The sequence below is a fragment of the Cytophagales bacterium genome, from assembly GCA_033344775.1.
Taxonomy (GTDB): Bacteria; Bacteroidota; Bacteroidia; order Cytophagales; family Cyclobacteriaceae; genus JAWPMT01.
On the sequence record JAWPMT010000002.1, the window covers coordinates 1,017,254 to 1,035,374 of the forward strand.

General features: G+C 42.6%; 18 protein-coding genes. 4 read left to right on the forward strand and 14 right to left on the reverse strand.

The annotated features are described in order from the left end of the window. The 4 genes from R8G66_08130 to hisS are packed head-to-tail and all read right to left on the reverse strand — an operon-like array spanning nucleotide 1 to nucleotide 4,331. Complete coding sequence (locus tag R8G66_08130) at nucleotides 1–1,005, reverse strand: glycosyltransferase family 2 protein (GenBank protein MDW3192317.1); 1,005 nt, start codon at nucleotides 1,003–1,005, stop codon at nucleotides 1–3. Then, nucleotides 1,006–1,320 carry a YbaB/EbfC family nucleoid-associated protein gene (locus R8G66_08135; protein ID MDW3192318.1) on the reverse strand — a complete coding sequence of 105 codons (315 nt, stop codon included), beginning with the start codon at nucleotides 1,318–1,320 and terminating at the stop codon, nucleotides 1,006–1,008. Nucleotides 1,321–1,348: 28 nt separating this feature from the next. Then, entirely contained in the window at nucleotides 1,349–2,959 is a 1,611-nt protein-coding gene (locus R8G66_08140; GenBank protein MDW3192319.1) for a gliding motility-associated C-terminal domain-containing protein, read from the reverse strand. Between the two features lie 13 nt (nucleotides 2,960–2,972). After that, nucleotides 2,973–4,331: a histidine--tRNA ligase gene (hisS, locus tag R8G66_08145; GenBank protein MDW3192320.1), complete on the reverse strand. Its 1,359-nt coding sequence runs from the start codon at nucleotides 4,329–4,331 to the stop codon at nucleotides 2,973–2,975. An 84-nt stretch (nucleotides 4,332–4,415) separates the two neighbouring features. Here hisS and R8G66_08150 point away from each other — a divergent pair, with 84 nt between their 5' ends. After that, nucleotides 4,416–4,757: a hypothetical protein gene (locus R8G66_08150; protein MDW3192321.1), complete on the forward strand. Its 342-nt coding sequence runs from the start codon at nucleotides 4,416–4,418 to the stop codon at nucleotides 4,755–4,757. 150 nt (nucleotides 4,758–4,907) lie between these two features. On the opposite strand, the gene R8G66_08155 is transcribed toward R8G66_08150, so the two are convergent. The 3 genes from R8G66_08155 to R8G66_08165 all read right to left on the reverse strand — a co-directional run bounded on the left by R8G66_08155 (nucleotide 4,908) and on the right by R8G66_08165 (nucleotide 9,673). Next, nucleotides 4,908–5,588 (reverse strand): YdcF family protein, encoded by a 681-nt coding sequence (locus R8G66_08155; protein ID MDW3192322.1) that lies wholly within the window; start codon nucleotides 5,586–5,588, stop codon nucleotides 4,908–4,910. Between the two features lie 80 nt (nucleotides 5,589–5,668). Then, nucleotides 5,669–8,671, reverse strand: a complete 3,003-nt coding sequence (locus R8G66_08160; GenBank protein ID MDW3192323.1) for an ATP-binding cassette domain-containing protein — start codon at nucleotides 8,669–8,671, stop codon at nucleotides 5,669–5,671. Between the two features lie 96 nt (nucleotides 8,672–8,767). Next, on the reverse strand, nucleotides 8,768–9,673 hold the full coding sequence (locus R8G66_08165) for a hypothetical protein (GenBank protein ID MDW3192324.1): 906 nt from the start codon (nucleotides 9,671–9,673) through the stop codon (nucleotides 8,768–8,770). Nucleotides 9,674–9,853: 180 nt separating this feature from the next. On the opposite strand from R8G66_08165, the gene R8G66_08170 reads away from it, so the two are divergent. Beyond that, the gene (locus tag R8G66_08170) at nucleotides 9,854–10,771 is read left to right on the forward strand and encodes a M28 family peptidase (GenBank protein MDW3192325.1); all 918 of its coding nucleotides are present in this window, start codon (nucleotides 9,854–9,856) and stop codon (nucleotides 10,769–10,771) included. Here R8G66_08170 and R8G66_08175 read toward each other — a convergent pair. Together R8G66_08175 and R8G66_08180 are read right to left on the reverse strand one after the other, a co-directional pair. Continuing rightward, nucleotides 10,764–11,372, reverse strand: coding sequence for a sulfatase-like hydrolase/transferase (locus tag R8G66_08175; GenBank protein MDW3192326.1), 609 nt, complete (start codon nucleotides 11,370–11,372; stop codon nucleotides 10,764–10,766). The two genes, R8G66_08170 and R8G66_08175, sit on opposite strands and share 8 nt — an antisense overlap. Further along, nucleotides 11,333–12,124, reverse strand: coding sequence for a sulfatase-like hydrolase/transferase (locus tag R8G66_08180; protein ID MDW3192327.1), 792 nt, complete (start codon nucleotides 12,122–12,124; stop codon nucleotides 11,333–11,335). The genes R8G66_08175 and R8G66_08180 overlap by 40 nt, the downstream gene beginning before the upstream one ends. A gap of 201 nt (nucleotides 12,125–12,325) precedes the next feature. Between R8G66_08180 and R8G66_08185 the strand changes: the two genes are divergently transcribed. Together R8G66_08185 and R8G66_08190 are read left to right on the forward strand one after the other, a co-directional pair. Next, complete coding sequence (locus tag R8G66_08185) at nucleotides 12,326–12,520, forward strand: hypothetical protein (protein MDW3192328.1); 195 nt, start codon at nucleotides 12,326–12,328, stop codon at nucleotides 12,518–12,520. Between the two features lie 116 nt (nucleotides 12,521–12,636). After that, complete coding sequence (locus R8G66_08190) at nucleotides 12,637–13,437, forward strand: aspartyl/asparaginyl beta-hydroxylase domain-containing protein (GenBank protein MDW3192329.1); 801 nt, start codon at nucleotides 12,637–12,639, stop codon at nucleotides 13,435–13,437. Between the two features lies 1 nt (nucleotide 13,438). Here the strand turns inward: R8G66_08190 and R8G66_08195 are convergent, their stop codons facing one another. From R8G66_08195 to R8G66_08215, 5 genes are all read right to left on the reverse strand, one after another. Further along, nucleotides 13,439–14,278, reverse strand: coding sequence for a DUF3667 domain-containing protein (locus R8G66_08195; protein MDW3192330.1), 840 nt, complete (start codon nucleotides 14,276–14,278; stop codon nucleotides 13,439–13,441). 97 nt (nucleotides 14,279–14,375) lie between these two features. Next, a complete protein-coding gene (locus R8G66_08200) occupies nucleotides 14,376–15,674 on the reverse strand; it encodes a leucine-rich repeat domain-containing protein (GenBank protein MDW3192331.1) in 1,299 nt (432 codons plus the stop codon). A 31-nt stretch (nucleotides 15,675–15,705) separates the two neighbouring features. Then, nucleotides 15,706–16,299, reverse strand: coding sequence for a phosphodiester glycosidase family protein (locus R8G66_08205; protein ID MDW3192332.1), 594 nt, complete (start codon nucleotides 16,297–16,299; stop codon nucleotides 15,706–15,708). A 303-nt stretch (nucleotides 16,300–16,602) separates the two neighbouring features. Continuing rightward, nucleotides 16,603–17,082 (reverse strand): anthrone oxygenase family protein, encoded by a 480-nt coding sequence (locus R8G66_08210; protein ID MDW3192333.1) that lies wholly within the window; start codon nucleotides 17,080–17,082, stop codon nucleotides 16,603–16,605. Nucleotides 17,083–17,161: 79 nt separating this feature from the next. Then, on the reverse strand, nucleotides 17,162–18,064 hold the full coding sequence (locus R8G66_08215) for a sigma-70 family RNA polymerase sigma factor (GenBank protein MDW3192334.1): 903 nt from the start codon (nucleotides 18,062–18,064) through the stop codon (nucleotides 17,162–17,164). Nucleotides 18,065–18,121 lie beyond the last annotated feature (57 nt).

Below are 18,121 nucleotides of genomic sequence, written 5' to 3' on the forward strand. Positions count from 1 at the left end.
CTACAGATCTGCGAATTTTTTCTTTTTCCTGATAAAAAAATCGAAAATTACAGCAACCCGTGAGGTACGAGCCGTAGTTACTCGCCACGAGTTCAATGTCCGTCGTTTGGCGAAATGTTTCCCAAAATTTTTCAGAAAGTCCACGATAGCAGTAAGAACTGCATTGAAATGTTCGTAGGAATTTGTTTTCCAGAAAACTACTGCTGCAAGTAGGTCCAGCGCGATTCTCAGTGGGAGTTTCCACCAAAGGGTGTACCCGGGTAGGTTTTTAGTGATCACTGCCAGACTATTCCTGAAATTGAGGTAGGTTTTTCTTGGATTCGATTTATCAAGGGTACCTCCGCCTACATGGTAAACCTTGCTTTCAGGTATACAGGCAATGGACCATTGTGCATTCTTTAGCCGCCAGCAAAGGTCGACTTCCTCCATGTGCGCGAAAAAATCAGGATCGAATCCACCATATTCATGAAATAGCTCTGCTCGGATAATCATACAGGCGCCTGTAGCCCAAAAGATATCAATCGTTTGATCATATTGACCATGGTCGATTTCTAAGACATCAAAGATGCGGCCTCGGCAATAAGGATAGCCCAGACTATCGATGAAACCTCCACAAGCCCCAGCATATTCAAATTGGTCTTTGTTGTGGTACGCATTGATCTTTGGCTGGCACGCGGCATAGGTTGGGTTTTCATCCAAATATTTCACCAAAGGTTGCCACCAATGTGAGGTTACCTCTACATCCGAATTGATCAGGATGTAATAATCAGCATCAATCTGTTTTAAGGCTTCATTATAACCGCCGGCAAATCCGTAATTCTGATCCAGAATGACCAGATCGATACCTGGATAATGTGCTTTCATCCAGTCCACAGAATCATCGGTAGAGGCATTATCTGCTACAACGATGTTGGTGCCCTCACTGAATTTGACCAACGCCGGGAGAAACTGTTCCAGATAGTTTCTCCCATTATAGTTGAGGATGACGACCGCTACAGCATTCATTTAGACCATGCCATTCAGGTCCAGTCCTGGAATGTTAGGGATCAATCCCTCTGTTGATTTTTTAAGGTGTTCTTTTGCTTTTATCTCAGCTTCCTGGATGCCTTTATTGACCGCTGCAATGATCAGGTCTTTGACCAGGTCTTTGTCCTGATCTGAAAACAGCGTCGGATCTATATCGAGGTTGATCACCTCCTTATTGCCATTTACCGTTGCCTTGACCAAGCCTGCTCCGGCCTCTGATTCTACGGTAATACTGGACAAACCTGCCTGGGCTTTTTTCATCTCTTCCTGAACTTCCTTCAGTTTGCCCATCATTTTCATCATATCAAACATAGTCGTGCTTTTATCTTAGCAACACAAAGCTACCGCGTTGCTCGATTCTTTTATTTTCAATTGATAAAAAACTCAAACGATAGTAGTATTTGCCTTCGGGAGCAGGTTCTCCTCGGACCTGTCCATCCCATGCGGGATTCTTATTGCTGGTTACATGGATCAACTCACCCCAGCGATTAAACACTTTGAAATCTACTTCGGTTGCAGTGATGCCCAAAATTCTGAGTTCATCATTGAGGAAATCGTTATTTGGTGTAAAGGCATCGGGGAGATAGGCATGGAATTTATACATCAAGGATTTTGGATTTGAACGTAGGGTATCGAAGCGATAGATGGTTTCCAGAGACAAAATTTGGATCGCTCCCTGAGGTTCCGTAAGAAAAATCTTTTGTGGCTCTAGCGGGTTTTCGATCACCAGGCGATTGCTATTTCCAGTGATGACCATTTCATGAAAAAACGCGTCATTCAAAGTATTTACTGGAGGAATCCATGAAATTTCATAGGTGTTGATATCGGTTTCCCTATATGAAATGAAGGCCGGACTTAAAGTAACGGTCGGAACGTTGTTGCCACATGTGTCAGCAAAGCTGACCTCATATTCATAAATGCGGAAATCCGAAACGTAAGGATCGGTGTATCCATTGAAAAGGGTGTCCAACAACTCCCAATCAAACCCGGGTACTCTTTTGCGGGCTGTGTATTCTCCTGCGCCAATATCGTCAAGGCGAAAGTTGATTCCCTGGTCATTCCAGGATACGTATGCATTTTCCAGAGAGGGCAGGCTAGCTATAGGGTTTTCAACTTCCATGACTTCTCCTGCAATCCTTAGCCCTGAACAATCGGAAAGCGCATCCAGACGAAAAAACAAGGAGGCATTAGTGGAGTTTGAAATGTTGGACAATTCAATTTGTGGGTCAGCAGGAGTGGGGTTAGCTATGGTTGAAAAGTTAGTCCCATTCTCAGATAACATCAGTTCATAGGATTGATGCGTTGACAATGAGAATTGAAGACGGGCACTCAGGTTGTCGATGCAGCTGCGGATCAATTCGAGGTTATCGATGGTTCCTTGATTTTCAAAAGCCTGAATTTCTAAAGACTGTCTGGAGAATCCACAATTATTGGCTGCATTCAAAAATCTCCCCTGTACTAAAATACTTTGAGTTCCTGTATTGGGATAACTGAAATTGGCGGTTAGGTCACTGGCAGGCACAATTACTTCGTCTGTATTAGTGAACTGGACGAGGTATTCTTCATATCCCACATCCTGGATCGTTACCTGGACTTCATTGCCTTCGCAGATGGAAAAACCAAATGCAGGAATGACCGGATCCAATACTTCGATGAAGAGCGTGTCTGTTTTCGGATCTACATCTACACCGATGAGCTGGACTATCTCATATGTTCCTGGTGTATTGTAGGTATAAAAGGTATCAATGGTTTGCGTGGATGCGCCTTCGTAGAAATACTGCCTGATGATGTTCCCAAAATCATCCTCGATGTTAAGATTTACCGTAAAGGGAGCACATCCCCGGTTGTGTTCAACGGAAAACCGACCCACCTGGCTGAACTGCTGTGCGAGGCCCTGGGTTGCAAACAATATTAATAGTACGCTAAGACGCAAAAAACGGATTTTATCATGCAAGCGACTGCAACTTATCAATCATTGCTGATAAGGTCAATGAAGTTTGCTCACCGCTTGTCATGTCTTTTAACGAATACTGGCCAGATTCTATTTCACTACTGCCTATGGTGATAACAAACGGAACACCTATTTTATTGGCATAGGTCACTTGTTTTTTCAATTTCGACACATCGGGATAGATATCTGATGCAATTCCGGCTACTCTGAGTTTTGCCAGCATCTGTGTGCCATGCAGGAAAGAAGATTCGTCGAAGTGGGTGATCAGCACCTGCATGCTCGATGGAAATGATTCCGGGAACAAGTCAAGTTCTGTCATTACATCATAGATGCGGTCCAAACCAAAAGAGATGCCAATACCTGAAACAGCTTTCAGACCGAATACCCCAGTCAGGTCATCGTATCTACCGCCGCCTGAAATACTTCCCATGGACACGGAAGTAGGTTTTACTTCGTAAATCATGCCGGTATAATAGGAGAGGCCCCTGGCCAGACTCCAGTCCAGCTCTACGTGGAACGTACGATCGGTAAAAGAATTTAATCGTTCTAAAAATCGATTCAACTCCTGCACTGCATTGGTTTCGCCCAGCAATTGTTGGATGCTTGCTAGTTTTTGCTCATTCTCCTCGGTTTTATTGAGCAAAGAGAGTAGTTCTTCGACCTTAGTATCATCGCATCCGATACCCTGCAGTTCTTCACTTACCTTTTCCTGAGGTAGTTTGTCCAATTTATCAATGGTCGCACAGAAAGGGATTTCCTTGCCTTTGGCTCCGGTCCAGGCGGCCAGATCAAATAGAATTTCCCGATGATTGATCTTGACCACATAGTCTTTCAGGTTGAGATCCTGGAAAACATCGTGGATCAATATGGTCAATTCTACTTCGTTCCATTTGGATTGGGTACCAATGATGTCCGCGTCGCATTGGTAAAATTCTCTGTAGCGACCTTTCTGAGGACGGTCAGCACGCCAGACAGGTTGGATCTGAAATCTCTTGAAGGGGAACGCAAGCTCATTTTGATTCATGACCACAAAACGTGCAAAAGGAACGGTCAGGTCGTAGCGTAATCCTTTTTCAGCGATCTTCGGTAAAAATGCTTTACTTCCTGCTTCGAAATCTTCCTGCTTGGTTTTGGAAAGAAAATCTCCGGAATTCAAGATCTTGAAAAGGAGTTGATCACCTTCCTCACCATACTTGCCGGTTAATACGGAGAGGTTCTCCATTGTTGGTGTTTCTATCCCCTGAAAACCGTATTTAATGAAGTTCTCTTTGATCTTAGAGATGATGTAGTCTCTTTTTTGGGTTTTTTCGGGTCCAAAGTCCCTGGTTCCCTTAGGTAATGAAGGTTTTTGCACGTTTATTCAAGAAATTTGGACAAAACTATATAAAACCGTACTTTTGCGCTCTTATTGAATCGAGCAAAATACGAATAGAATATAATGGCTGTTACCCGTTTAGAAAGAAAAGGCAGAAAGAATAAGAACGTTGCCAAGAAGAGAGTCAACGCAATGAAGCGGTTGGCTACCAAGCCTGTGATCAAGAACATTGATGTCGAGGCGATCAAAGCTGAATTTGAAGCTGGTGCAGCCAAGCCAGCTGCTAAAGCGAAAAAAGCGCCTAAGGCGAAGAAAGAAAAAGCTCCTGTAGAAGAGGTAAAAGCTGAAGCTACTGAGGTTGTAGAGGAAGTGAAAGAAGAAGCTACTGAGGTTGTAGAGGAAGTGAAAGAAGAAGTAGCTGCTGAAGCACCTGCTACTGAAGAAGAAAAGAAAGAAGAAGAGTAAGCTTTACTCATTTTTATATGCCATTGAAGCCTGGGTTAATTAGCCTGGGCTTTTTTTGTGGGCAATTGTTTGCATTGATTTCTAGAAGAGCAATACTAAAATCCCCCAGTCTTCGACCATCCCCTTTGCAAAGTGGGAATTTTTGGGATTCTATACATACCCCATCACCCAATAGGCAGCATACCCGAATAACTCATGGAAAAAAGCGGTCCACATATTCAGGGCATATATATCAGGGATAGCTTCCTTGAGAAAGGACTGATGATTTGGATTTGTTTGCAAATCAACTGGGTAAAGATAAGGTGACAATCCCTGCTTCTTAAAGCATGCAGCAGACCTTTTCATGTGGCTGGCGCTGGTGATCAGCAAGATGGATGGATCGTTGAATTGCTCATTCAAGATTGCTGATGTGTACTTCGCATTTTCAAAAGTATTTCGGGATTCCATTTCAATGATCAAGTCTTTCTCATCTACCTTAAGTTGAAGCGCTAATTCCTTTAATGCAGGTGCCTCTTTCAATTCAGGAAAAATCAGACTACCAGAACCACCGGAGATTAGGATTTTCTTTACCTTCTTTTGGTGATATAAACGGAGGGGTTCTATGAACCTTTCAGCAGCACCATTGAATTGTACATGATCATCGTATGTCAGGTCAGGCTTGGTCATCCCTGTCAATACCACAGCCACGTCATATTGTTCCTGATCCATTGGTCTTGGCGGAATTTCCCATAATCCAATGGCTTTGTTGGCCAACCAGGGGTTGGTGAAGAGCATCAATAAGAAAAAGGCAACAAAATTTCTCTTTTTTCTTCTGCCCGCCTTATTCGTCATGAATGCAAATGTCACAGATATTAATATCCATGCCAGCGGTGTGATCAGAAAACTGATCGTTTTCGAAAGGATAAAGAACACTATTTTTTTGAGAAGCCGTTAATTACTCGATTAAACACGTCGAAATACAAAGTAAGGATCAGCAAGGTCGTCATGAGCCAAATGATGATGATGTTGAAGATCAACGTATCCACGTGCAGCCCGAAAATATGCTTGGTTGACGAAAAGAACTGTGCCCTAAAATCCAAAATACTTTTTGGAAAATCATGCTTCGAGTAGATAGGATAGATCTTTTGGATCAACTCATTATTGTGTTCAAGGATCCGATGTTCGGTAGTGGTGTTTTTGACCAATGTGGCAATCGCTTCGTTTTCATACTGAGATCGAAGCTCGATAAAATCATTCCTTGCCTCTTCATTTTCGGTAAAGGAATGCATGATCTCTTTTCTACCCTTATCCGCTTTATTGAATCTCAAGTTGTAGAAAGAGCGTAGTTTCTCGAGGAATTCAAGGGTAGTATCAAAGGTATTTTCAGTGAACTTGTCGTAGTACAACTGATCAAGCTGGGGAAAATCAGCTCCGGGAATGCTCGTAATCTCTTTTCGGATCTCTTCCCGAATGGTGGTCAGTCGGTATTCAACGGCTCGCTTTTCTTCTTCTGTTTTGTTTTTGATGTGATGGTGAACAAATTCCAGATCGGATTCAAGTCGTGGCACAAAGTAGATCGTTTTGAACTCCGAATGCGCCATTACTTTGTCAAAACGGAAGAAGTTCCTTTCATAGCGATTGTCCTTGAACTGCGAAACCGTTAATGCTTCATAGGCCCACCTGGAGGCCATAATTTCACCAATGATTGGCACCTGATCTTCAGTGGTGATCATCGGATTGAGTTTATCGAAATTGACCACAACACCACTCAGAATGAGCTGGGGGATGATCATTAATGGGATCAGAATGTATACTGTCACCGCTGATTTGAAGGCTGAGCTGAGGTTCAGCCCCAAAATATTGGCAAAACAGCTTGTGCTGAACAACACCAACCAAAAGCTAAAGGTCATGCCCTTGATGCCCAGGATCACGCTGCCTACCAGGACGTAAGAGATGGCCTGTACGGCTGAAAGCACAAACAAGATCGAAAACTTGGACCACAGATAGGAGAGCTTGCTGAGGTTCAGAAAGGATTCTCGTTTAAGTAGTCGCCGGTCCCTGATGATTTCTTCGGCGCTGACCGTAAGTCCCATGAATAAGGCCACAATCACGCTCATGAAAAAGAAAACAGGAATGTTCAGGTTTTCCTTGAAGTGGTATACTTCTGTGTCTTCAGGAGTGTACCGTGTAATAAAAGCCAGGATCAATGCAAGGACAGGAGCTTCCAGAAAATTGATCACCAGGTATTGCTTGTTGCTGAATTTGGAAAGCAGGTCCCGATGGCTGAAAATGAGGAACTGCTTGATCTTTCCGGGAATGTTAAGCGTTTTAGGTGGCAAAACATCTGGTTCGGAGATCTTGGGCAATTCAACCTTCTTTTCGAACTCCTCATGCCAACGCTCAGGAGGTGTTTTTCGCTGTTTAGTGAGACTACCAAATTCATTGACTACCTTGGCTTCAATGATGTTGAAAAGCAACTCAGGGTTAGCGCTTCGGCGCTTGTCCACCATTTGTGTCAGTTCCTTGAAATAAGTGATAGACTCAACCGGATCTCCGTAATACACCTGATAGCCACCAACATCCAACAAAATCAATCGGTCAAACATTTTGAAGATGTCTTCAGAAGGTTGGTGGATCACAACGAAGACCATTTTTCCTTTGAAAGCCAATTCTCGCAAAAGGTCCATGATGTTTTCCGAGTCTCTGGAAGAAAGCCCACTCGTGGGTTCATCTACAAATAGCACAGAAGGCTCCCGAAGCAGTTCTAAGCCAATGTTCAGTCTTTTTCTTTGTCCGCCACTGATACTTTTATCCAGGGCGTTGCCCACTTTCAGGTCTTTGATTTCTGCTAATCCCAGAGATTCCAGGGTTTTGGCAACCAGTGCTTCCAGTTCTTCGGTTGCTTTGTCTTTGAAGCAGAGTTTTGCCGCAAAATACAAGTTGTCATAAACCGAAAGCTCTTCAACCAGCAAATCGTCTTGAGGAATGTATCCGATCACTCCTTCAACTTTGGATTTATCCGTATGGATATTGACACCATTGATCCTTACGGTTCCGCTGGTGGGAGTAGTGTTGCCATTCAATACGTTCAACAAGGTGGATTTACCAGCGCCACTTCCTCCCATAAGACCAATCAGGCGACCGGATTCCTCCGCGATATTCACATTTTGCAGCCCTACTTTGCCATTGTTGAATTTGAAATGAACATTTTCCGCGACAAAGGTCAGTGGGTGTTCAGCCTGTTCAAGTCTGAAGGAACTGGCAACATCACTTTGGAAGACCGGATTGTTGCCACTCCGTTTGAATACGCTTCCCTGGGGGAAAATGTAAACGTGCTTGCTTTTCATGGCGAGACCATTGAGCAAGACTTCATCATTGCCGACGAATTTGGCGAAGTAGGTTTCCTGACCAGGCATCCGAAGTACTGAAAGGTATCCTTCCAGATCATTTACGGTGATCCTTTTACACTTTTCGGGTACTTCTTCCTTTCCATCATCGATGATCAATACATTCGACGAATTGATTTTGTTTTGGTCATTGATCGTCACAAAAGCTTTGATCAGGTCGGTACGCTTTTTTTCGATGTTCAGTTGGTCGGAAATGTGATAGACTAGTTCATTTTCGCGATCAGAAATATGTTTGTCCGCAGCAATCAATTCGATGAGGTCCAGAATGATGATGGTCTTTTTCTGGATGGTTTGCTCCGCATTGATTTTGTCACAGATCTCATTGATACGGCTGATCTCGTCCGCAGCAGACGCGATACTTTCATCCACAAGCTGCTTAAAAAGCTTCATGTAGCGTTTCGCATCCTCGTGAGAGACACTTTCGAGGAGGAAATCCTCTATGGCTCTTTTCTCGTCTTTAGTCAGGTCATCTTCCTTGGCAACAATGGCAAGGAGTTGTATAATGGCTTTTAGGATCTGTTCGCTCATGAGATGGCAGTACGGTCAGAATGGATTCGCTATGGGCTAAAATAAAAAAAGCATCGAAACTACGTTCCAATGCTTCCTAAGATAGGCTTTATGAGTTTAGCTCACAATATCTTCTCTAATTCGTTTTACTTCAGAGGTAATATCTCTTAACATATCCGGAGGAATGACATAATTCGTGTCGCCACCCATGGCCTCTTCAATTTCCTGTAAATCATTATCGTAGAGCAGTTTAAGGATTTCCAATTCGGAGATCATACCTGTAACTCCACTGTGATTTGGGATGTCTTTCATCAAGGCAATAACATCATCCAAAGGCTGACGTTGCTCCAAAATGATATTGACCAAAGGCTGAAGTTTTTCATTACGCTCTTGAGCGGATAGCCCGGCACCTTCATATTCTTCGATAATGTTGATCACCAGATAAAGCCCTTCAACAAAACTACCGGACAGCACTAACGCCGCCATTCCGAGTCGATCACTGCTTTCCAATCTCTTTTCGGCTAACAGCATGGTTTCATTCAATAGCTTGGTCAGCGCGTCTGAATCATTCATGCTTTTTTCATAATTCTCCATCAAGCTGATGTCAAACGCCGTAGAAACACCTACGGTTTCTGCCAGCCTTTGCAATGCTCCCATATGTGATAGTGATTCTTCTACTTGCTGATAAGCTACCTGATATCCTACATCTGTCGCATAAACACCCAGATTGAGTGCAGCTTTGTCTTCATCTGTTTGATAAGCTTCAATCTTGTCAATGCTATTGACCAGGTCCGGATCATATTCGGTGCCCAGTTTCATCAGTGTATTCGGTACGATGGATGGGGGAGGAAGGTCCGCAATGACCTTGCTGATGTCTTTGATGAGCTTTTGCTCAGCATCAGAGAACTTGACATCACCGGCTACATCGTCCTCCTGTTTCTTCTGACCATCGCCGCAAGCGGCAAAAAGAAACAAGCAAAGACATAAGTACGCAAAACGTTGAAGATGGAGGTGTATTCGCATGATTATAGGTTCGGTTATACAGCACACGATCGTTACACCGAGCGTGTGTTTTCGTGGGTAAATATCTGCCTTATTTGAATAGAAGTCAAAAATTAATTCCAATTCGTTCATCGACAAGCCACTTCTCCACCGCAAAATCGCAGAAGCTCATTAATATTGGGTTGCGATTAACCTTAGCTTATGAAATTTCACAAGACATATGTACCCCTGCTGACGCTGATATTCACCGGCCTGTTTTTTCAGGGGTTTTCTCAAGATGCTTCGGTCATGTCCGACATCAGCTATTTGGCCTCTGATCAATTGGGTGGACGAGAAACAGGAACTACTGGCAATGAAATGGCTCGCGAATATATTTTGGAACGTTTCGAAAGCCTTGGGTTAAAAAAGATGGGGGACGAGTACCTTCAACCTTTCTCTTTTTCAATGACAGTAGCTGCAAATAGTAGAGAAGTCGTACAGCAGGCTGGGCTAAATGTGATTGGTATGATTCCCGGAAAGACAAATCAATACATCGTGATCACCGCGCATTATGACCATTTGGGTTCCAAAGATGGAAAGATCTTTAATGGCGCCGATGATAATGCTTCCGGAACCGCAGGACTGCTGGCCATAGCGGCTCACTTTAGCAAAAAGGCTCCTGATCACCACTTGATTTTTGCAGCATTTGATGCGGAAGAAAAAGGCCTTCAAGGAGCCAAATATTTTGTCGAAAATATGGACATTCCCAAGGAAGCGATTTTGCTTAATGTGAACATGGACATGATCAGCCGAAGTGATAAAAATGAGATATATGCCTGTGGAACCAGTTATTATCCGCAGTTCAAACCAATCCTTGAAAAAGTGGGTGAAGCATCGGAGGTATCTTTAAAGTTTGGACATGATGATCCCAAACTGGGTTATAACGATTGGACTTTTTCATCGGATCACGGACCTTTTCACCGAGCGGAAATCCCGTTTGTTTATTTCGGAGTAGAGGATCACGATGACTATCATAAGGATACGGATGAAGCAGAAAAAATCGATCCGGAGTTTGTAAACAATACAGTCGCATTGATTACAGATTTCATTCAAAGGGTGGATAAGAAAATGTCTAATTGATCCCGATCCTGCCTCGCCAGGCGATAATGTCCTTTTTGAATTGTTCTGCCTTTTCAGGTAATATTTGAGCAATGTTCTGGTCATTTTTAGGGTCAGATTGCATGTCGAAAAGCAGTTCTTCCTTATTGTCAACGTCCCAGACAAAATGATAACGGTCGGTCCTCGTCCAATAACCATTGGCTTGCTGACCTATGAAGGTGGGATCATTCGGATCGAACAATTGCGTGATGCGACCAAATACTTGGTCTCGACCTTGATCGGTTTCTCCTGCAATGTTTCGGCGCAACGAATTGCCGGGTAGATCCACTGGCTTTTGCAGGTCGACATAATCCAATATGGTGGGGAGCAAGTCCATAGAGCTGATCAGCTCATGTTTGATCTTCGCTTGCGGTAAGGTCCCTTTCCAGGTGAAAATGATCGGTGAACGATAGGTTTGATCGTAGTAGGAGCCTTTTCCTCTGGGGCCACCGTTGTGCCAGCGCAATGAATCATTCCGATATTCGGCCTGAGGTTCCTTGTCCCAGCCATTGTCGTTGACGTAGATCCAAAGGGTGTTTTCCATCAATCCTTTCTGTTCAAAATGATCCATAACTTCACCCACTTCTTCATCGAACCAGGTAACATTGGCATAGTATCGCTTGGCTGATTCGGAGATGTTTTCATTGGCGTAAAGCTGATAGTAGTTGTGGGCGCATTCAATGGATAGTGCGGTAGGTCAGGGGCATACCAAATGAAAAATGGATCGGTACCCGCTTCTTCCAGAAAGTCGTATACGGGTTGATCGGTGACCCTACCCAATTTTAGTCCATCATTGCCCATCAACTTGTAAAAAAAGTTGGGTTGCTTGCGGTCTTCTTTAGTCCAAACTGTACTCATGCCATGGGTAAAGCCGCCGTTCTGATAATTGAATTCCCACCACTTCCCGCCCTGAAAGCTTTTGTAACCTTTGTCCGATAGGTAGTGCGGTAGGGTCTTAAAGAAGGACATGGATTTCCATTGAAATTCCCTTTCCCAGATCATACTATCTTCTGAAGACAGGCTTGCAGTCAAAGAATCGCGATACAGTTCTCGTAATTGCTCCTGTTTTAGATCAAATGTTTCACAATGTAGTCCGGTAATGATTGTTCGAAGCGAAGGGGCGCAGTGACTCTCTGTGACCATGCCAGAAGTAAAGACGGTTCCCATACTAGTCAACCGATCCAGGTGAGGGGTTTGTACCAGCGTATCGCCCATGAATCCCGCATAGGGATAGCCCAGATCATCCGCTACGATCAACACGATATTGGGAGTGCTTTCTTTCTTTGGAGTCCGCCTTTCGGGCGTTGAACAAGCTGCGATCAGCAAAATCAGCAAGCATGAAAGTGTTATTCCACTGAATGATTCTTGTCGTCGGGTTATCTTGGGGGTTGGAATTTTTTTCAAGACTAAACTAACCAATCAGGGACATGGATTTATCATTTATTCGATCAAAAAAAGGATGTATTTCGTCGGTTTTGTGGACTCTGAGTGATATTTCGAAATAATTGGCTCTTTATCTGCTACATTCGGCTTGTCTTGGCTTCCCAGGTCATCTCATTATCTGCCAGTTTATTCTTAATGCAACAATGGCTGGAAGGGTTTGAATATCGGATGCCTTCCTATGCTGACATCCTGATCATTGGACCGGTTCTGTTATTATTGATCTTGCTTTTTGCCTTTGGGTCTCAATCGCTCAACGCAGCCATGAGTAATCCGGTAGATGGGTTGTGAAATGAGTAATTCGCATTGACCAGCAAAATATTCAACAGGGATGATCCAATCGGTAGTCCCGTTTTTGATTTAATAACTTCAGTCTTTCTAACTTCACACCCCAATCCCTGTTATCCTTGAGTACGAAGAAAATCATCAAACTGATCACCAAAATTGGCGTAGTAGGCGGGTTGACTTACCTTTTGCCTAAGCTGATGACTTTTTACATCCTTTGCGGGCTGTATGACGTGAGCAGGAACCGTCCGGTTACCTGGAAATTGGTTCAGAATTACTTCTTCAGTAAGGGTATACTGGTTTGGGTGCTGTCGCCTTTGAACATATTGATGGACTTGCTTTCCTTGCCTTTCATTAACAAAGGAGTTTACCAATTAGAAGACCTCCCAAAAGGCTATCAAGAGGAAATTGAGCAGTTGATCCAGGCTTCCGATCAGGATTATGTGCATGAAGAGGTCCGAAAAAGGTCGTCTGAGCATAAACGCGGAATGATCTTTTTCAAGTGGTACCTGAAGAATCGTCAGAATGATTTTCATATTGAGAAATTCCATGAGTCGTTCAAGACGGTAACAACCATCGGTATTTCTGTTTTCAATAAAAAAGTTTCCACATCTGCTCATTTTGGACCATTGCGTGCTTCTATTCGGGTTTTGTACAACATCAATACCATGATCGGTAAAGATGCCTATATCGAAGTAGGTGACGTGAAGCACTATTGGTCAGAGAATAAACTCTTCATTTTTGACGATACCCTGCAACACCAGTCTTTTAACAACACCGATGACCTTCGTTATTGCCTGTTTGTAGACATCATACGGCCTTCAATGGTGCCATGGCTATTCAGAGGCATTGTCCGGGTACTGAACGTGACGATGGGGTCCATCAACGGCATTTTTTATAAGAACTGGAAGAAGATTAAGTAAGTTAAGTCGTCCAAAGTGTTAAATAGAAGATAATCATCCGATAGACTGCATTAGCCAATAGCACGGATACTACCGTAACAACACCCGCAGGAATGGCCCAATACCATCGGATATCCATGAATTTTTTGATGCTTAAGATTCCGTATATCAGCGGAACAATTGAAACAAAAAGATTGAACCGTATGGAGTCGACAATGGTATCGCTCAACCCTAGAAAAAATAGCAAATCATCTGCCCATCCGAGCATTACCCAGCTAAACAAGTACAACGTGAAATAATGGAATGAAAAAATCAGACTATCAAAATAGAACGGCCGCCGCTTAAAAGCCATCAAATAGAGGAAAGCGGCAATGATCGGAATGTTTATGATCATGATGGATTTTGAAACATTGTCCGTGGCATTTTGATAGATTGGGGCGTAGGTTTCGTAATCCAGTGATTCCTTTCGGAGCTTTTTTATGAGTGCCTTCTTGGCCCAAATGCTATGAGGTTGCCCGTCGATTTGGTCCTCTAACGGTAGAGAATAATCCGATAGTGGTTTGTTAAAGAAATAGATCAGGTTGAGAAATAAGAACAATGTGATAGGAGAAATGAATTTTTTCCGTTTACCTCCCAAAAATTCAATGGTCATTCGTCCAGGAAATCGGAAGAGATATCCTACACTGATGAAAAACCGATTGTCCAGAAAGAAGATGTTCCCCAGTACTTCACCAAGTAAGCGTCTTACAGATCGGTCTGAATTATCTCGAGTACGCTGGCCGCATTGATGGCAAAATTCTCCGGTTACGGGAGTTCCACAGTTGAGACAATGAGTAGGTGATGAGGTTGGACTTTGCTCCATGTCGATGCGCTAAAATTAGTAAATCGATTCAACTTCTGAATTGTTTGTTCTTATGGCGCTAAAGCCTCCTGATCGTCTTCCCGGTAAAATGGAAACTTTACTGATAATCAATCAAATAAAGTGCAACACCTCTTTCATCTAGTTTCTTTAGTAACTCATCATAGTGTTCATTGGAGGGATGTTGTCTATCAATCTTTGCTTCCCGAAAAGCAAGTAGTTCGAGCGATTGTAAGCTAAGGATCTCTTCTGGCAAGATCGATATGTCCGAGTCGGTGAAATTGATGGATTCGATGTGATTCAGGCTCAATAACTGAACAGGGAACTCCGAGATAAACGTATTATCAAACCGAACATGAACCAGATCCTTTAAGTCGCTAAACGAAGTAGGAAGTGAAGTGAGTTTGTTGTGATATATGTACACTTCCGACAGGTTCATGTTGCCAATCCCTTCAGGTAAATATTCAAGCTGATTATTGTTCAGGTATAAACTCGTTAGATTCAGTAATTCCGTGAATTCCTCTGGTAGCCTTATTAATTCATTCTTTTGCAAGGTCAGCATGATTAAACGCTGACACTCGGAAATTTCAGGCGGTAATGCTTTGATATGGCTATTGTGCAGGTACAGTTCTTCCAACTGCTTCAAATTTCCAATTTCCGTCGAAAAGGATTGAATGTGGTTCATGGATAAGTCTATGATTTTCAGGTGTTTAAGCCATGCGATGTTGTCTGGAATTTGCTTGACTTGCGCATTATAGGCGATCAAGGTTTGGAATGACTTTAATCGTTTCACCGTGCGGAAGTTGTCTCCAAAGTTGATCAGGTTGTTCTTCCGAACATCAAGACTTTCCAATTGCCGGAATTTTTTGAGCACTTTCGGAAGGCTTTGCAGGTTATTATAGCCTAAATCCAGATGCGCAATCCTTTTGATCCTTTTCACCCAGGTAGGTAGTTCCTGCAACTCATTTCTAGATAAGTCCAGGGTTTTGATTCTTTTCAATCGTGGTAGCTGAAAATCTACACCCTGTAATGAATTACCTGAAAGGTTTAAGTTCCGTAGCTGCTTTAGCTTTTTAAGCTCATTCGGAATAACCGTGATGCTATTGTTCGAAAGATCTAGCACATTCAGATTGCCATAATTCAGCACAAATGCTGGTATTTCAGTCAGGCCCAGATTGCTTAGGGAGATATCGTTAACCGACAATGGATTCGGGTTGTTTTCATAAACCCAGAGTAATGAAGCCGACTTCTGATCAGGAGTTAATGTAGTATGATCAGTTAGATAGCTTCTTGCTGAATCAAATCCGTAATTCCTGAGGATGTGTTGTGATTTGTCCTGGGCCAGAACGGAAGAGGAGGCGAGCCCTCCGAAAACGAGGAAGAGGTAAATTGATTTCACGATTAAGTTCTTTGTTAAAATGGGCCCCATGTTATTTTGATTCCGCGATGATCACTCCAAAACTGCCATCCAATTGTTCCCAATTCTTTCCTGGTAAATAGGTTCTGGAAACAAAACCATCCAGATAGAGTGCGTTTTTACATCCTTTTTGGTAGAACAATGTAGCCAGATCGTAGAAGTTTGTTTTTTCTATTGAAATCACGAATATGACATTCCCATTCGGTAAGATTCCTACACCGTTTCTGATATGAAGGTTTTTCGATCCTTTCTTCAGATGCTTATTATACATTCCGTCAATCAAAAGCATCGGTCCGGATTGAGTGGCATATAAGATGTTTTTGATCTTGATTTGGTTGGTTGGTTTTATATACGCCTCGCGATTTTTGGATAGGAAAAAGACGCCATTTGGCTGTAAATAGAAGTTCCCATAGCCATCGGTTTTAGCATCTAACTTTTTGATCAATTTTCTTTTCTCAATATAGAGACCCTGTGGGGATCCATCGCTGGCGTACATTCCACCATTCGTGGCAAATACTAATTCTTTATTATTTGAGTTCAAATGACCTTTAAGGTTTTGAATGGACCCAAACCTCTTTCCTTTATCATCCTTCCAGTAAAATTTCAATTCACTTGTTTTGACATTCACTTCATGAATTAGAAATCTACTAGTATCAACTGAATAGTTAATGTCTTGACCAAAAACTGAAGCCGTACAAAAGATTAAGAGCAATGTGGATTTGTATTTCAAAGGCAGAATCGTTTAAGCTTCTTTAAGTGGATCAATTTAAATCTAACTCTTTATTACTCAATCATTCTGGAAAATCCTGCTTCCTTTTTCATATGATGTGCGGAATGCGATAACCGGTAGAATAAATCTACTCTTGAAGATAAAGGCGTAGATGGTTCTACGCCTGTAGGGCTTTGAATTTTATGACTGACTGTACTGCAATCCCGATTCAATGTTTTTCTGAAAACCCTGAATGGTAAATAGAGAAGCGGCTATCGCAAGAACAATCCTTACCCAATGCAACGTGACCCATAGTTGCAGTTTGCTAGCTGCTTCGGAAGCGCTGTAGCTCTGATCCATAAAAGCCAGGTTAGTGGGGAGATGATAAACAGAAGTAATCAGAATAGAAATCAATGTTGCGTAAAGCGCCATTTTCCAGCTCTTTTGAGCTGCCTTATTTTCTTTACTTGATGTGATCGTAACTATAATCCCAATAAGACCAGGAAGCAGTGTGACAGCTACCGTAGGGAGGAGCAGTAGGAAAGTGGTTTCAAATTCCTGCATAAATACAATGGGATCCAGTCTTTGCCAGGCAATGGCGTAAGTAAATCCAATGTTAATGATGTTTCCTAAATACGCAATGGAGCCGATAATGGCTAATACGCCGAATGTTCTTTTCATGATTAAAGTTTTTTCAATTGAAAGGTTCATTTTCCTGGTTAGACAAGGAGCCCGTCAATGTGTAAAGACTTTAAGGCATTTAGTTCAGGCCGAGTCGGTTTTTCCAGTCAGCATTTTCTAACAACTGGGTAATGAAGTTCTTTTTATCAAAATTCGTTTTGAAACTATGCGATCGATGCAATTCGAGGTATTTCAATTCCGAATCGTCTGAAAGATAGTCTGCATCTTCTGCTAAGGCCTCTCGAAAAGTGGTAAAATCCTGTCGGTTTTGTAAAAGACTTTTAGCGTTGATCATGCCCGCGTCACTAGCAACCGTCACTTTTTTGTGGCACCGGCAGGGGTTCGATTGATCAATCAATCCGCATTTCCTTTGCATAAAGTTGATGAGGTCTTTTCTGGCCTTGCTCAATTTCATTCGGAAATTAGCTTTGCTCATTTCCATGATTTCTGATCCAATGGTATGATTTGCTCTAAACATTTCACCAATGATGTAGATCATGCGCTGTTCTTTGTTCAGACACAGCAGCATTCCTGACAAACAGGTCAGTCTTATTTCTTTCGTTTCTTCTGACCGGTCGAGTTGTTCTTCCTCGGTTAGTGCTACGTTTGGAATGGAGTCCAAAGCATCACCGAGTTCTTGAAAGTTGGAAGCCAGAGCAAAAGCAGGCTTTTTTTGATCGTTGAGGAAATGATTCCGAACAATTCGGTAAGCCCAGGTTCGAAATGAACTCTGAAAGTTGAATTTCGCCAGGTTTGAGATGATTTTGATCAACGCTTCCTGACATAAATCTGAGGCATTGGCATGGTCTCCAACCATTTTCCAGGCGATGTTGTAAATAAAGGGTTGATGCCTTTCGATCAAATCGTTCAAGGCGCTCTTTTCTCCTTCAAGTGTTCTTTTGATCAGTGACCTGTCTATTGCATCTTCACCGTCATTGATGCTAAATGGATTCATTATGGTTTCGCTTTTCTGATTAGACATCAATCACCTAAATGTGTAAAGGCTTCTCTGTTAAGTTTCGTTTTCTGTATGCCAGGC